Annotated in this window: 15 protein-coding genes; 8 read left to right on the plus strand and 7 right to left on the minus strand. The window is 72.0% G+C overall.

The annotated features are described in order from the left end of the window. Window positions 1-97 precede the first annotated feature (97 nt). Window positions 98-1,939, plus strand: coding sequence for a gamma-glutamyltransferase (gene ggt, locus IG54_RS0106355; RefSeq protein ID WP_030778342.1), 1,842 nt, complete (start codon window positions 98-100; stop codon window positions 1,937-1,939). Window positions 1,940-1,976: 37 nt separating this feature from the next. Here the strand turns inward: ggt and IG54_RS0106360 are convergent, their stop codons facing one another. Then, window positions 1,977-2,450, minus strand: a complete 474-nt coding sequence (locus tag IG54_RS0106360) for a hypothetical protein (protein WP_030778344.1) — start codon at window positions 2,448-2,450, stop codon at window positions 1,977-1,979. Window positions 2,451-2,610: 160 nt separating this feature from the next. Further along, complete coding sequence (gene map / locus IG54_RS0106365; RefSeq protein WP_030778348.1) at window positions 2,611-3,378, minus strand: type I methionyl aminopeptidase; 768 nt, start codon at window positions 3,376-3,378, stop codon at window positions 2,611-2,613. Between the two features lie 46 nt (window positions 3,379-3,424). On the opposite strand from map, the gene IG54_RS0106370 reads away from it, so the two are divergent. The 5 genes from IG54_RS0106370 to hydA all read left to right on the plus strand — a co-directional run bounded on the left by IG54_RS0106370 (window position 3,425) and on the right by hydA (window position 9,061). After that, window positions 3,425-3,679: a helix-turn-helix domain-containing protein gene (locus IG54_RS0106370; RefSeq protein ID WP_030778350.1), complete on the plus strand. Its 255-nt coding sequence runs from the start codon at window positions 3,425-3,427 to the stop codon at window positions 3,677-3,679. Between the two features lie 167 nt (window positions 3,680-3,846). Continuing rightward, the gene (locus tag IG54_RS0106375; RefSeq protein ID WP_324615407.1) at window positions 3,847-5,256 is read left to right on the plus strand and encodes a hypothetical protein; all 1,410 of its coding nucleotides are present in this window, start codon (window positions 3,847-3,849) and stop codon (window positions 5,254-5,256) included. A 195-nt stretch (window positions 5,257-5,451) separates the two neighbouring features. Beyond that, entirely contained in the window at window positions 5,452-6,294 is an 843-nt protein-coding gene (locus IG54_RS0106380; RefSeq protein ID WP_030778354.1) for a nitrilase-related carbon-nitrogen hydrolase, read from the plus strand. After that, window positions 6,291-7,574 carry an aspartate aminotransferase family protein gene (locus tag IG54_RS0106385; protein WP_030778357.1) on the plus strand — a complete coding sequence of 428 codons (1,284 nt, stop codon included), beginning with the start codon at window positions 6,291-6,293 and terminating at the stop codon, window positions 7,572-7,574. The genes IG54_RS0106380 and IG54_RS0106385 overlap by 4 nt, the downstream gene beginning before the upstream one ends. An 83-nt stretch (window positions 7,575-7,657) precedes the next feature. Further along, complete coding sequence (hydA, locus tag IG54_RS0106390; protein WP_030778360.1) at window positions 7,658-9,061, plus strand: dihydropyrimidinase; 1,404 nt, start codon at window positions 7,658-7,660, stop codon at window positions 9,059-9,061. Between the two features lie 21 nt (window positions 9,062-9,082). Here the strand turns inward: hydA and IG54_RS0106395 are convergent, their stop codons facing one another. Then, a complete protein-coding gene (locus IG54_RS0106395) occupies window positions 9,083-9,628 on the minus strand; it encodes a GNAT family N-acetyltransferase (protein ID WP_030778362.1) in 546 nt (181 codons plus the stop codon). Window positions 9,629-9,676: 48 nt separating this feature from the next. Here IG54_RS0106395 and IG54_RS0106400 point away from each other — a divergent pair, with 48 nt between their 5' ends. Then, window positions 9,677-10,273, plus strand: coding sequence for a TetR/AcrR family transcriptional regulator (locus tag IG54_RS0106400; protein WP_030778363.1), 597 nt, complete (start codon window positions 9,677-9,679; stop codon window positions 10,271-10,273). Window positions 10,274-10,376: 103 nt separating this feature from the next. Further along, the gene (locus IG54_RS0106405; RefSeq protein ID WP_030778365.1) at window positions 10,377-11,375 is read left to right on the plus strand and encodes a TIGR03842 family LLM class F420-dependent oxidoreductase; all 999 of its coding nucleotides are present in this window, start codon (window positions 10,377-10,379) and stop codon (window positions 11,373-11,375) included. Here IG54_RS0106405 and IG54_RS0106410 read toward each other — a convergent pair. The 4 genes from IG54_RS0106410 to IG54_RS0106425 are packed head-to-tail and all read right to left on the minus strand — an operon-like array spanning window position 11,356 to window position 14,310. Beyond that, on the minus strand, window positions 11,356-12,126 hold the full coding sequence (locus IG54_RS0106410) for an alpha/beta fold hydrolase (RefSeq protein WP_037896513.1): 771 nt from the start codon (window positions 12,124-12,126) through the stop codon (window positions 11,356-11,358). The two genes, IG54_RS0106405 and IG54_RS0106410, sit on opposite strands and share 20 nt — an antisense overlap. Window positions 12,127-12,153: 27 nt before the next feature. Further along, entirely contained in the window at window positions 12,154-13,065 is a 912-nt protein-coding gene (locus IG54_RS0106415; protein WP_063756198.1) for a helix-turn-helix domain-containing protein, read from the minus strand. A 10-nt stretch (window positions 13,066-13,075) separates the two neighbouring features. Then, entirely contained in the window at window positions 13,076-13,657 is a 582-nt protein-coding gene (locus IG54_RS0106420) for a DUF2867 domain-containing protein (protein ID WP_030778372.1), read from the minus strand. Then, on the minus strand, window positions 13,654-14,310 hold the full coding sequence (locus IG54_RS0106425; RefSeq protein WP_030778375.1) for a TetR/AcrR family transcriptional regulator: 657 nt from the start codon (window positions 14,308-14,310) through the stop codon (window positions 13,654-13,656). The genes IG54_RS0106420 and IG54_RS0106425 overlap by 4 nt, the downstream gene beginning before the upstream one ends. Window positions 14,311-14,382: the final 72 nt, after the last annotated feature.

Below are 14,382 nucleotides of genomic sequence, written 5' to 3' on the forward strand. Positions count from 1 at the left end.
CATGCTAGCGGCCTTTCGGAGCAGTGTTCGAGGCGGTCCTTACGCGAACCCGGATGCGAAGTTACGCTGCGCGGACGGCTGTTGACTGGAGGTACGAATGCGTCGTGCTGTCGTACGTAATCTGACGCTATGGGCGGTCGGAGGGGTATTGGTGTCGGTCGGTGCCGCGGCGCCCCCTTCGCCTACGCGCTCGGCGGAACCGGCCGCGGCGCCCGCGGGGGCGGACCGGGCCGCGACCACCACGGAGAAGGTGCCGGTCGCCGTCGGGCACGGCGGGGCGGTCGCCAGCGTCGACCCGGACGCCTCGGCCGCCGGCATCGAGGTCCTGCGCAAGGGCGGCAACGCCGTGGACGCGGCGGTCGCCACCGCCGCGGCGCTCGGCGTCACCGAGCCGTACTCGGCGGGCGTCGGCGGCGGCGGGTACTTCGTCCACTACGACGCCAGGACGCACAAGGTCAGCACGATCGACGGCCGCGAGACCGCCCCGCGCACCGCCGACTCCGGTCTGTTCCTGGAGAACGGCAAGCCGATCCCCTTCGCGGAGGCGGTCACCAGCGGCCTGGGCGTCGGCACGCCGGGCACGCCCGCCACCTGGCAGTCGGCGCTTGATACCTGGGGCAGCAAACGCCTCGGCACGCTCCTGAAGCCCGCCGAGCGCCTCGCGCGGGACGGCTTCACCGTCGACGCGACCTTCCGCTCCCAGACCGAGTCGAACGAGAAGCGGTTCAGGGACTTCCCCGCCTCGGCGAAGCTGTTCCTGCCCGGCGGAAAGCTCCCGGTGGTCGGCTCCACGTTCAAGAACCCCGATCTGGCCCGTACGTACGAGGAGTTGGGCCGCAAGGGCGTGGGCGCGCTGTACCACGGACAGCTCGCCAAGGAATTCGTACGCACCGTGAACAAGCCGCCCGTCGACCCGGCGTCCGGCCGCGTGGCCCGGCCCGGCGACCTCTCCCCGCGGGACCTCGCGTCGTACGACGTGAAGCGGCAGAAGCCCACGAGGACCAGCTACCGCGGGTTGGACGTCTACTCCATGGCGCCCTCGTCGTCCGGCGGCACCAGCGTCGGCGAGGCGCTCAACATCCTGGAGCGCACCGACCTGTCCAAGGCCTCCAAGACGAAGTACCTGCACCGTTTCATCGAGGCGAGCCGGATCGCGTTCGCCGACCGGGGCCGCTGGGTGGGCGACCCCGCCTTCGAGGACGTACCGGCGAAGGAACTCCTCTCGCAGCGGTTCGCCGACAGCCGGGAGTGCCTGATCAAGGACGACGCGGTGCTCAAGAGCCCGCTCGCGCCGGGCGACCCGCGCCGACCCGCGGCGTGCGGGACGGGGGACAAGGCGGATCCCACGACGTACGAGGGTGAGAACACCACACACCTCACCACCGCCGACAAGTGGGGCAACGTCGTCGCCTACACCCTCACGATCGAGTCGACGGGTGGCAGCGGCATCACCGTGCCGGGCCGCGGATTCCTGCTGAACAACGAACTGACGGACTTCTCCTTCGCGCCCGCCGACCCCGCGGTGCACGACCCGAACCTGCCGGGCCCGGGCAAGCGCCCGCGCTCCTCGATCTCGCCGACGATCGTGCTCAAGCACGGCAAGCCGGTGGTGGCGCTCGGTTCGCCGGGCGGCGCGACCATCATCACGACCGTGCTCCAGACCCTGACGGGCTTCGTCGACCGGGGCCTGCCCCTGGTCGACGCGATCGCCGCGCCGCGCGCGAGCCAGCGCAACGCCGCGCAGACCGAGCTGGAACCCGGACTGTGGGACAGCAGGACGAGGGCTTCCCTGGAGTCGATCGGACACTCCTTCAAGCGGAACCCGGAGATCGGGGCGGCGACGGGCGTGCAGCGCCTGCCGGGCGGGAAGTGGCTCGCGGCGGCGGAGAAGGAGCGCAGGGGCGGCGGCTCGGCGATGGTGGTGCACCCCACCGAGTGAGCCGCCGCGTCCCGGGGGCCTCGCCGGTGCGAGGCCCCTATGCGGGCGAGGCCGCGCAGTTCCGCTCCAGCTCGTTGGCCGCCCAGCGGATGGACGACTCCGGGTCGTCGTGCAGATACCGCAGGGCGGGCAGCGCCTCGCGGACCGCTGCGAGCTGGGCGTCGCGGCGTCGGTCCAGACGGAGTACGGAGGTGCCGTCCGCGTCGGTGACGCGCAGCATCCCGTCCGTGTCGAGGCCGAGGGAGGTGATGCCGGTGCCGAGGCGCAGTCCGGTCACCGCGTCGGACCCGATGTCCCAGATGCGGACCAGGCCGTCGGCCCACGCGGCGGCGAGCGCGGGGCCGGTCTCCAGCTGGGTCGCGGCCAGCGCGCGGACGGGTGTGCGGCGGCGGGCGAAGGGGGCGCGCGGCGGCTTGCGGCGGGTGCTCCAGTAGCGGATCACGCCGTTCTCGTCGCCGCTGAGCACCAGACGCCTGCCGTTGCCCAGCTTCAGACAGGCGAGCGCGGTCACCGGGGCGCGGTGCAGGGACAGGGTGATCGTCTCCGGGACTTCGTCGTCAATCTCCAGGACGTGGACGCAGCCGTCCGTGTCGCCCGCCGCGAGCTTCCAGCAACTCCCAGCGGGGGCGCCCCTGCTGATGAAACCTCAGCCACTCCGCGAACTTTCCGTGTCACAGGGCCGTGAGGATTCTGGGGCCCTCCTCCGTGATCGCGACGGTGTGTTCGGCGTGGGCCGCGCGGCTTCCGTCGTTCGTGCGCAGGGTCCAGCCGTCCTGCGCCTGGTGGTAGCCGTCGCCGCCGCCCGCGATCACCATCGGCTCGATGGCGAGGGCCATGCCGGGGCGCAGCGGCATGCCGCGGCCGGGACGGCCCTCGTTCGGTACGCCTGGGTCCTCGTGCATACGCCGTCCGATGCCGTGCCCGCCGAAGCCCTCGGGGATGCCGTACCCCGCCGCGCGGCAGACGGTGCCGATGGCATGGGCGATGTCGCCGATGCGGTTGCCGACGACCGCCGCCGCGATGCCCGCCTCCAGGGCGCGCTCCGCCGTCTCGATCAGGCGTACATCCTCCGGGCGCGGGGTCCCCACCGTGAAGCTGATCGCCGAGTCGCCGACCCAGCCGGCCAGCTCGGCGCCGAAGTCGACGGAGACGAGATCGCCGTCGCGCAGGCGGTACGCGTCCGGGACGCCGTGCACGATCGCGTCGTTGACCGAGACGCACAGGACCGCGGGGAAGGGGACGGGGGCGAAGCGCGGGTGGTAGCCGAGGAAGGGCGAGGAGGCGCCGGCCTCGCGGAGTACGGCGTGCGCGGCGGCGTCGAGGTCGAGCAGCGAGACTCCGACCCCCGCGGCCTCGCGGGCCGCGGTCAGTGCCTGTGCCACGACGCGGCCCGCCTCGCGCATCGCGTCGATCGATTGTTCCGTCTTGAGTTCCACCATGCCCATTACTATACCGGTATTTAAATGGGCGTCGTACGATGGCGGCATGGTTCGCACTCCCTTGACCCCAGAAGAGCGTGAGCGTGGTGAGCGGCTCGGGCAGCTGCTGCGGGACGCGCGAGGGCCGCGGAGCATGGTCTCGGTGGCGGCGGAGGCGGGGCTCTCCGCGGAGACGCTCCGGAAGATCGAGACGGGGCGGGCGCCGACGCCCGCGCTGTTCACCGTGGCGGCGTTGGCCTCTGTGCTGGGGCTTTCGCTGGATGAGATCGTTCTGCGGTGCGAGTTGGCCGCGGCCGCTTGAGCGGGTTTTCCGGGGCGGGGTGACTCGGGCGAGAAAACCGGGTGTAGTCGTGCCGTAACGCATCTGGTGTTATCTTCCGAATCGGAAGACTCCAGTCTCCACGGGGCGGTGCTGGTCGGATGGCAGTGGGACAACTCCCGGATCAGGTAGGGGAGTTCGCGAGGTACTTGAGGGACCTGCTGGGGCGGCTCGACCAGTCGGCCGGCTGGTGCGGGGTGTTCTGGCAACGCGATCCCGACGGCATGCGTGCCTGCCTGGACGGCGCGGAGGTCCCGCCCTGGGACGTGGTGCAGGCCCTGCTCCACGACCTCGCGGCGGACCGCGGTATCCCGGAGGCCGAGCGTGAGACGGGCAGGGCCCGCACCCTGCACCGCGCCTCCCTCACGGCCTACGACGCCCGGCCCGGCGCCCGCGAGCTGCTGAGCGACCGCCTCGACCTGATGCTCGGGGAGCAGCGGATCGCCCTGGAGCGGCAGGCGGAACTGGGGCGGCAGCTGAGCGAGGCGGTCACGCCCGACGAGGCCGACCGCATCAACCTCGATCTGGCCTGGGTCAGGGACGACCACGAGCGGGCGACCGCCCGGTGCGTGGAGCTGCGGGAGCGGATGGACCGCCTGGACGCGGCGGAACGCCCCCTCTGGGTGGACCACGTCCCCCACCCCCGCGCCCCGGACCAGCCCTCCGACCACCACCCCGACGTCCCGAACCAGCCCTCCGAGCACCACCTCGGCGTTTGGGACCAGCCCTGGGAGCAGGACCCCGCCGCCGCGGACGGCGACATCGTGGGCGGCGCCCCCGCCCACCACGACCCCGCCCCCGACAAGCCCGAACGCCCCCGGCGCCGCTCCCGAGGGGCCCGAGGCGCTCGTGGTGCGCGGTTCGCCGGGCTGGCGGACGTGGAGGACGAGGTGCCCCCGGCCGTCACCCCCGAGGCCGAATCGGCCGGTGGTCCCACCCCGCGCGGCGCCCGCTACCACCCCGCGCAGGCCGGCCCGGATCCCCGCCCTACCGAACCCGGCGACGCCGCCCGCACCATGAGCGAGGCCATGCCTTACGCACCTCACCTCACCGAAACCGTCCAGGCCCTCCTCCAGCTCCGCGGCGAGGCCCGCACGGGCGAGGCGCACGCCGTACTCGTGGAAGCCGCGGGCTGGCCCGCCGAGCAGCTGCCGCCGCTCGCCGTCGAACTGCACCGCGCCGGTCTCGCCGCCGACTGGGCGACGCTCCTCTGGGAGGCCGCCTCGCTGCCGCCCGAGCAGCTGGTCGCCCTGGCGGACGCCCTCGCGGGGGCGGGCCGCGCCGACGACTGCCGGAAGCTGCTGCGGCAGGGCGTCGCCCGCCCCGCCCCCGAGATCGCCGAGGCCCTCCTCGCGCTGATCGACGCGGGCCGCGAACGGGAAGCCCGCGCGCTGCTCGACTCGTATCTCCGCGTCCGCACGCCCGAGGACGCGGCCCGCTGCGCCCACACCGACCCCCACCGCCTCATCCCGCTGCTCCTGGAAGTGGCGCGGGCGGTCTCCGAGGAGCACCACTGGGACCTCGTGCACGCCCTGCGCGTGGCGGGATTCAGCACCTGACCCCGCGACCGCCCCGGCCCGCCTCGCCCGCTCGGGTACGAATCGTGATCGACTCCGCCGGTTGACGACGATGGTCTTGCTCGGCCCGTCGGGCGGGGCTTACGTTCTTCTCTCTACGCCGCGCATCTACGGGCGTAGAGGCTCTCTGATGTCCCCTCAAGGACAGTCCTCCCCAGGGCAGTGAAGGAGCAGCTCATGGTCAACGTCGTACGCGCCGCACTGGTTCAGGCGACCTGGACCGGCGACACCGAATCCATGATCGCCAAGCATGAGGAGCACGCCCGCGAGGCGGCCCGGCAGGGCGCGAAGGTCATCGGGTTCCAAGAGGTCTTCAACGCTCCCTACTTCTGCCAGGTCCAGGAAGCCGAGCACTACCGCTGGGCCGAGCCGGTGCCGGAAGGCCCCACCGTCACGCGCATGCGGGAACTCGCCCGCGAGACCGGCATGGTGATCGTCGTCCCGGTCTTCGAGGTCGAGCGGTCCGGTTTCTACTACAACACCGCGGCCGTGATCGACGCCGACGGCAGCTACCTCGGCAAGTACCGCAAGCACCACATCCCCCAGGTCAAGGGATTCTGGGAGAAGTACTACTTCAAGCCGGGCAACCTCGGCTGGCCCGTCTTCGACACCGCCGTCGGCAAGGTCGGCGTCTACATCTGCTACGACCGGCACTTCCCCGAGGGCTGGCGCCAACTCGGCCTGAACGGCGCCCAGATCGTCTACAACCCCTCCGCCACCCACCGCGGCCTCTCCTCGCACCTCTGGCAGCTGGAACAGCCCGCGGCGGCCGTCGCGAACGAGTACTTCATCGCCGCCATCAACCGGGTGGGCCAGGAGGAGTACGGCGACAACGACTTCTACGGAACGTCGTACTTCGTCGACCCGCGCGGCCAGTTCGTCGGGGAGACCGCGAGCGACAAGGACGAAGAACTCCTCGTGCGGGACCTCGACTTCGGGCTCATCGAGGAAGTACGTCAACAGTGGGCGTTCTACCGCGACCGACGCCCCGACGCCTACGAAGGGCTGGTGCAGCCGTGACCGAACTGTTCGACCGCCACAAAGCGGTGCTGCCCGAGTGGCTCGCGCTCTACTACCAGCGGCCCCTCGAACTCACCCACGGAGAAGGCCGGCACGTCTGGGACGCCGAAGGCAAGAAGTACCTCGACTTCTTCGGCGGCATCCTCACCACCATGACCGCGCACGCCCTGCCCGAGGTCACCAAGGCGGTCAGCGAGCAGGCCGGGCGGATCATCCACTCCTCGACGCTCTATCTGAACCGCCCGATGGTCGAACTCGCCGAGCGGATCGCGGCGTTGTCCGGCATCCCCGACGCCCGCGTCTTCTTCACCACGTCCGGCACCGAGGCCAACGACGCGGCGCTGCTGCTCGCCACCGCCCACCGCCGCTCCAACCAGATCCTGGCGATGCGCAACAGCTACCACGGCCGATCCTTCACGACCGTCGGCATCACCGGCAACCAGTCGTGGTCGCCGACCAGCCTCTCGCCGCTCCAGACGCTGTACGTGCACGGGGGCGTCCGCGGCCGGGGCCCGTACGCCGAGCTGAGCGACGCCGAGTTCACCGCGGCGTGCGTCGCCGACCTGCGGGACATGCTCGGCCAGGCCCGCGGGGGAGTGGCGGCGCTGATCGCCGAGCCGATCCAGGGCGTCGGCGGCTTCACCTCGCCGCCCGACGGGCTGTACGGGGCGTTCCGCGAAGTCCTCGACGAGCACGGCATCCTGTGGATCGCCGACGAGGTGCAGACCGGCTGGGGCCGCACGGGCGAGCACTTCTGGGGCTGGCAGGCGCACGCCGCGAGCGGCCCGCCGGACATGCTGACCTTCGCCAAGGGCATCGGCAACGGCATGTCGATCGGTGGCGTGGTCGCCCGCGCCGAGGTGATGAACTCCCTCGACGCCAACTCCATCTCGACGTTCGGCGGCTCCCCGGTCACCATGGCGGCGGGCCTCGCCAACCTGACGTATCTCCTGGAGCACGACCTCCAGGGCAACGCCCGGCGCGTCGGGGGCCTGCTCATCGAGCGGCTGCGGGCCATCTGCGCCCAGCTGCCCGTCGTACGCGAAGTGCGCGGACGCGGCCTGATGATCGGCATCGAACTGGTCGAGCCGGGCACGGACGAGCCGAACCAGCGTGCCGCCGCCGCGGTCCTCGAAGCGGCGCGCGAGGGCGGCCTGCTCATCGGCAAGGGAGGCGGCCACAACACCAGCGTCCTGCGCGTCGCCCCGCCGCTCACGCTGACCGTCGCGGAGGCGGAGGAGGGTGCGGCCATCCTCGAACAGGCCCTGCGCGGCGTCTAGTTCACCTAGTACACAGCGGGACGCCTGTCACGTACGTCACGTACCCCTGTCTCGTACCCTGCGCAGAAAAGGGAGTGCACCACATGAGTACCCGCACCCTGATCCGCGGCGGACTCGTCGTCACCGCCGCCGAGGAGACCCACGCCGACGTGCTGATCGAGGACGGCCGCATCGCCGCGCTCGCCGCGAGCGGCAGCGCCGCGGCGGGGGCGTGGAGCGCCGAACGCGTCATCGACGCCACCGACAAGTACGTGATCCCGGGCGGCGTCGACGCCCATACGCACATGGAGTTCCCGTTCGGCGGCACCTTCTCCTCGGACACCTTCGAGACCGGGACCCGGGCGGCGGCCTGGGGCGGCACCACCACCATCGTCGACTTCGCGGTGCAGTCCAAGGGCCAGGCGCTGCGGGCAGGACTGGACGCGTGGCACGCGAAGGCCGACGGGAACTGCGCGATCGACTACGCCTTCCACATGATCGTGTCGGATGTGAACGAGGCGACGCTCAAGCAGATGGACGGGCTCGTCGAGGAGGGCGTCAGCTCGTTCAAGCTGTTCATGGCGTATCCGGGGGTCTTCTACTCGGACGACGGGCAGATCCTGCGCGCCATGCAGCGGGCCGGTGAGAACGGCGGGCTGATCATGATGCACGCGGAGAACGGCATCGCGATCGACGTGCTCGTCGAGCAGGCGCTGGCCCGCGGCCAGACGGACCCGCGCTACCACGGCGAGGTCAGAAAGGCCCTGCTGGAGGCCGAGGCCACCCACCGCGCGATCAAGCTCGCGCAGGTGGCGGGAGCGCCGCTGTACGTGGTGCACGTGTCGGCGCGGGAGGCGGTGGCCGAGCTGACGCGGGCCAGGGACGAGGGCCTGCCGGTCTTCGGGGAGACCTGCCCGCAGTACCTGTTCCTGTCCACGGACAACCTCGCCGAGCCGGACTTCCAGGGGGCGAAGTACGTGTGCAGCACGCCGCTGCGCCCCCAGGAGCACCAAGCGGCACTCTGGCGCGGCCTGCGCACGAACGACCTGCAAGTCGTCTCGACGGACCACTGCCCGTTCTGCTTCACCGGGCAGAAGGAACTCGGCCGCGGCGACTTCTCCAAGATCCCCAACGGGATGCCCGGTGTCGAGCACCGCATGGACCTTCTCCACCAGGCAGTCGTCGACGGGCACCTCTCGCGCCGCCGCTGGATCGAGATCGCCTGCGCGACACCGGCCCGCATGTTCGGCCTGTACCCGAAGAAGGGCACGATCGCGCCGGGCGCGGACGCCGACGTCGTCATCTACGACCCGCACGCGGAGCAGACGATCTCGGCGGCCACGCACCACATGAACGTCGACTACTCGGCGTACGAGGGAAAGCGCCTGACCGGCCGGGTGGAGACGGTCCTGTCACGCGGCGAGGCGGTCATCACGCGAAGGGAGTTCACCGGCCGCGCCGGCCACGGCGCGTACATCGCGCGCGGCACCTGCCAGTACCTGGATTGACCGGGCGGGCGCCGCTGTCCGCTACCGCGCTCGCCACTCGGTGGCGAGGACCGCCCAGTTCTGCTTGTCGTAGCGGGTGCCCTCATAGGGCCAGGCCTCGCGCTGCACCCCTTCGAGTGTCATGCCGAGCCGCTCGGCCACCGCTGCGCTGCGGGCGTTGTCGGCCCGGCAGCGCCACTCGGCGCGGTGCAGGCCGCGGGTGGTGAACGCCCAGTCCAGGAGCGTGCGGCAGGCCTCGGTGACCAGGCCGTCGCCCTCGGCCGCCGGCTCCAGCCAGCAACCGGCCTCGCACGAGCCCGCCGCGGCGTCGAACGATACGAACATGACGCCGCCGACCAGCGTGCCGTCCCGCCAGATGCCGTAGAGGCGGGCGCCGTCCGCGGCCTGGCGCTCGGCGTACCGGCGCAGCGTGTCCCGGGCGCCGTCGACGTCGTCGGTGATGAACCCGCTCCCCACCCACGGCCGGATGTGCTCGCGCGCCCGGTCGAGATGGGCGGCGAACTCTTCGGCGTGCCACACCTCCAGAGGACGCAGGTGGGCGTTGTCCCGCAGCGGGAGGGAGAACATCAGGACCCCATTCACACAACAAGCGTTACGGTTATGTACCGTGGCAGCATGCCACGTACCAAGGGCGATCACGAAGCCCGTCGCCGTGATGTGTCCGAGGCGGTCTGGCGGGTCCTGGCCGCGCACGGCTTCGGCGGGCTGACGATGCGCGCCGTCGCCGCCGAACTCGGCGCCACCACCGGCCTGCTCACCCACTACTTCCGCACCAAGCGCGATCTGGTCGCCTACGCCCTCGACCTGCTGGAGCGGCGCACCGCCGCCCGCCCCAGGCGCACCGCGGGACCCGGCGTGTCCGCCGTGCGCGCCGCCCTGCTGGACATCCTGCCGCTGACGGATGAGGCCACCGACAGCAACCGCGTCTGGGTCTCCTCCTGGGACACCGCGCTCGCCGACCCCGCACTGGGCGCCGACCACGCCCGCAAGTACGCGCGGAGCCGCGACAAGCTGCGCGACCTGATCGCGGAGGCCCAGCGGCTCGGCGAGCTGTCCCCCGGCGACCCCGACCGCATCGCCGCCGGGGCACAGGCCTTCGTCCTCGGCCTCGTCGTGCAGGCACTCCTCGACGCCCCGGCGTTCCCGCCGCACCGCCAGGTCGAACTCCTCGACCACCACCTGGCCGCACTCGCCCCCACGCCCGGCGGCTGACCCGGCGAGGTCCTCTTGCCAAGGGCCGGGGGGAAGTCCACGATTGTCCCTTCTCGGATCACCTCCGAGGTGACAGCCGGCACGTGCACCAGGAGGCCCCGCTGTGGATTTCGGACTTGTGCTGCAAACGGACCCGCCCGCGTCGGCGGTCGTCGGACTCATGCGGCGCGCGGAGCGCAACGGCTTCCGCTACGGCTGGACGTTCGACTCCGCGGTTCTGTGGCAGGAGCCGTTCGTGATCTACAGCCGCATCCTCGAACACACCACGCGGCTGACGGTGGGCCCCATGGTCACCAACCCGGGCACCAGGACCTGGGAGGTCACCGCCTCCACCTTCGCCACGCTCAACGACATGTACGGCAACCGCACCGTCTGCGGCATCGGGCGCGGCGACTCCGCGATGCGCGTCGCGGGCCGCAGGCCCAACACGCTGGCCCGGCTCGGCGAGGCGATCGACGTCATCCGCGACCTCGCCGAGGGGCGCGAGGCGGACGTCGACGGGCAGCGGCTGCGGCTGCCCTGGGTACGGGAGGGGAAGCTGCCGGTGTGGATGGCGGCGTACGGCCCCAAGGCGCTCGCGCTCGCCGGGCAGCGGGCGGACGGGTTCATCCTCCAGCTCGCCGACCCCTATCTGACCGCGTACATGGTGAGGGCCGTGCGGGACGCGGCGGCCGCGGCGGGGCGCGACCCGGCCGAGGTGAAGATCTGCGTCGCGGCGCCCGCGTACGTCGGCGAGGACCTCGCGCACGCCCGTGAGCAGTGCCGGTGGTTCGGCGGGATGGTCGGCAACCACGTCGCCGACCTGGTCACCAGGTACGGCGAGGACTCCTCCGTGGTGCCGCGCGCCCTCACCGAGTACATCAAGGCGCGGGAGGGCTACGACTACAGCCACCACGGGCGGGCCGGGAACCCGGACACGGCCTTCGTGCCCGATGAGATCGTCGACCGGTTCTGCCTCCTCGGCCCGGTCGAGTCCCACCTCGAACGGCTGCGGGAGCTGAAGGAGTTGGGGGTCGACCAGTTCGCCCTGTACGCGATGCACGACGCCCGGGAGGAAGTGATCGACGCGTACGGCGCGTCGGTCATCCCGCAGCTCGCCTGAGGGACGAGGTGAACGCGAGGAGCAGTTCCGCCGTCCGCGTCGGGGATTCGAGCATCGGGGTGTGGCCGACGCCCGGGAGGAGTTCGAGCCGCAGCCCGGGGACGACGCGGTAACGCTCGGCGGGGAAGGGCTGCCGGCGGCGGTCCCGGGTCCCGAAGATCACCATCAGTGGCGCCGTCAACTGGGCCAGCCGTGCGGTCAGTTCACGCCCGCCGAGATAGTCGAGCGACTTCTGGGCCGTCGCGGTGGTCCCGGGGGCGACGGCGGTGTCCAGGCCACGCCGGATCGCGGCGTCGTTCCGTACGCGCCACATCCACCGGCCGACTATGGGTGCCGTGACGAGGCGGGCGGGAAAGGGCTGCGGGAGATGGGCGTCGGGGCTCGGCCCGGTGTTGATGAGCGCCAACGCGCCGACCAGGTCGGGCCGTTGCTCGGCCAGGGCCGTGCCCACCAGGCCGCCCGTCGAGTGCCCGGCCACGGCGGCCCGGTCCACGCCGAGACCGTCCAGGGCGGCGGCGACCCGGCGGGCCTGGGCGGGGATGTCGTCACCGCCCCGAGGCGGCCGCGCCGACCTGCCGTGTCCGGGAAGGTCGACGCGGAGCACGCGGTGGGCCCGCGCCAGCGCCGGGACCACGGGGTCCCACCAGGCCGCCGAGCCCGCGAGGCCGTGGATCAGGACCAGGGCGGGCGCGTCCGGCGGCCCGCTCGCGGTGATGGGCGCCTCGGTGTTCTTCGTGTCGTGATTCCGCATGCCTCCACCGTCGCGGAGCCCGGCGGCTCAGGCCTTGGAGAAATGTTCCCCGGCTGGGGTTCCTGAGGTGCGTGGGGTTCCTGAGGTGCTCGGAGCGGTCGACGTGCCCGGAGCGTTGAGAGTACCGGGAGCACTGAGAGCGCCCGGCGTGCTGAGGGCACCCGGCGTGCGCCCGGCGAAGTCCCGTACATCACGGTGCATATGGGACTGGTCGGCGTAGCCGCACACCGCCGCGACCTCGGCGGGGTCCCGGCCCGCCGCCAGGGCGCGCGCGGCCCGGTCGAAGCGGACGAGCATCGCGGCACGCTTGGGGGTCATCCCGATCTGGGCGCCGAACCGCGACCACAGCCGCTTGCGGCTCCAACCGCATGACTGGGCGAGGTCGTTGACCCGTACGCGGCCCCGCCGGGCGACGATGTGCCGCCATACGGCCGCCACCTCGGGATCCACCGGCATGCCCGATCCGACCCGCTCGGCGAGGAACCCGCTCAGCAGGGCGAAGCGCCCCTCCCACCCCGGGGTGGCCGCCAACTGCTTGCGCAGGTACTGCTCTTGCCGCCCCCACAGGTCCGTCAGGTCGATCACGCGGCCCTCGCGGTCGGCGGGGGAGAGGCCCAGCGTCGAGTATGCCGTGACGGGTGAGAGGCGGACCTCGACGCAGTGGACGCGCCGCCCGCGGACGTGGGTCGGGCCGGGCGACATACCGGCGGCGAGGCCGCCCAACACCCCACCCGCGTCGGCCTGTTCGACGTCGAGGGAGTCGCCGCCGAACTCGAGGACCACCGTCACGGCAGGCTGGGGGAGTACCCACGAGTCGAGGCCCATGGCGTTCCGGTCGCGGAACCCGGCCACGTCCACGCCGTCGAACGGCGTGCCGCCGCGCGGGCGGGCGACTTCCCACCCGGGCAGCAGGTCGGGGTCGAACGGCTCCGGGCTCATGCGGTTCAGGCTACCGGGCGTGCGCCTGCCACTTCTGTTCGATCTCCCGCATGAGCTGCGGATACACGAGCAGATGCCGGAACGGGGCGATCGCGGCCATGTAGGCCTTCCCGAAGAGCCCGTTGGGCTTCACCAGGACGGCCATCTGGCCCCGGAAGCCGCCCTTGCCGTCCGGCACCCAGCTCAGGTGCATCACCCCGTGGACGGTCCGGTTGCCCAGCTCCGAGGCCCATTCGTCGTCCCGCAGATAGACCGAGGTGAAGGGCAGGGACTCGAACTCCGGTCCCGCCGGACCCTCGCGCAGGTCCGCGGGGAGCCGGTCGCGCAGCGTCGGGACGCGCGATCCGACACCGGAGCCCGGGTCGTCCCAGCCGAAGAGCTTCCCGAGCTTCCAGCGGATCGCGAAGAGGGCGCGGGAGACGCGGGACGGGCTCTGCGACGTATCGCCCTTGACGGTGTCCTGGATCAGCAGCGGGAAGTCACCGGGCCCGCCCGGCGTCGGCAGCGCCCACACGTCGTACAGGCGGAAGTCGCGGGTGATCTCGTGTATCCGCCAGGGCCGTGACGTGTGCGCGCTGTTCGGGAGCTTCATGACGGTGCCTCCGTGGGGTCGGTCGTGGCTTCGGTGGGCGGGTACGAGCGGGGATCGATGCCGAGGACGCCCGCGACGGCGCGGACGGCGAGCAGCTCGTCGTGCGGTTCCTGGCCGGACAGGGCGATCACCGTGCCGTCGAGCGCGCCGACGAAGGCCAGGGCGAGGGTGCGGACCGGTGGGCCGGGCGGGATCGCGCCCGCGTCCCGCGCCGCGCCGATGAGGTTTTCGCAGCGCGTGACGAGGTTTTCGTAGGCCCGCTCGATCTCGTGCCCGACGGGGTGGTCCTGGCCGCTGAACTCCAGGCGGAGCGCGGTCGCCACCCGGGCGCCGTTGCGCCGGCAGTAGACGGCGTGGCCGCGCGCCAGGGTGAGCAGGGCCGCGACGGGGTGCCGTTCCCGCTCGATGAGGGGCCCGACCTCCTCCATCCAGGTCTCGCCGATCCACTGGATCACGGCCAGCGTCAGATCCTGCTTGTCCTTGAACTGGTGGTAGAGCGCGCCGCGGGTGTAGCCCGCCTCGCGCGCCACCTGTTCGAGTACGAGGTTCCCGTAGCCGTAGCGGGACAGGCCCCGGGTGGCCGAGGCCAGGATCGCGCCGCGCGTGCGGGCCCGGCGCTCTGCTTGGGTGACCCGCTCAACACCTACATGCATGTATGTATGTTACTGCGGCGGCTCATCGGGCGTAACCCGCCCGCGCCCCTCTCTTCGGCGGTTCACGAGGCG

Origin of the sequence: Streptomyces sp. NRRL S-920 (assembly GCF_000717945.1) — a bacterium.
Lineage (GTDB): Bacteria > Actinomycetota > Actinomycetes > Streptomycetales > Streptomycetaceae > Streptomyces > Streptomyces alboniger.

Bases quoted from the DNA above. Each gene is read 5' to 3' on its own strand.
- IG54_RS0106370 (WP_030778350.1), top strand. From the start codon at position 3,425: ATGGTTCGCACTCCCTTGACCCCAGAAGAGCGTGAGCGTGGTGAGCGG.
- map (WP_030778348.1), bottom strand. From the start codon at position 3,378: ATGGTGGAACTCAAGACGGAACAATCGATCGACGCGATGCGCGAGGCG.
- IG54_RS0106380 (WP_030778354.1), top strand. From the start codon at position 5,452: ATGGTCAACGTCGTACGCGCCGCACTGGTTCAGGCGACCTGGACCGGC.
- IG54_RS0106425 (WP_030778375.1), bottom strand. From the start codon at position 14,310: ATGCATGTAGGTGTTGAGCGGGTCACCCAAGCAGAGCGCCGGGCCCGC.
- hydA (WP_030778360.1), top strand. From the start codon at position 7,658: ATGAGTACCCGCACCCTGATCCGCGGCGGACTCGTCGTCACCGCCGCC.
- IG54_RS0106420 (WP_030778372.1), bottom strand. From the start codon at position 13,657: ATGAAGCTCCCGAACAGCGCGCACACGTCACGGCCCTGGCGGATACAC.
- IG54_RS0106415 (WP_063756198.1), bottom strand. From the start codon at position 13,065: ATGAGCCCGGAGCCGTTCGACCCCGACCTGCTGCCCGGGTGGGAAGTC.
- IG54_RS0106395 (WP_030778362.1), bottom strand. From the start codon at position 9,628: ATGTTCTCCCTCCCGCTGCGGGACAACGCCCACCTGCGTCCTCTGGAG.
- IG54_RS0106400 (WP_030778363.1), top strand. From the start codon at position 9,677: ATGCCACGTACCAAGGGCGATCACGAAGCCCGTCGCCGTGATGTGTCC.
- ggt (WP_030778342.1), top strand. From the start codon at position 98: ATGCGTCGTGCTGTCGTACGTAATCTGACGCTATGGGCGGTCGGAGGG.
- IG54_RS0106410 (WP_037896513.1), bottom strand. From the start codon at position 12,126: ATGCGGAATCACGACACGAAGAACACCGAGGCGCCCATCACCGCGAGC.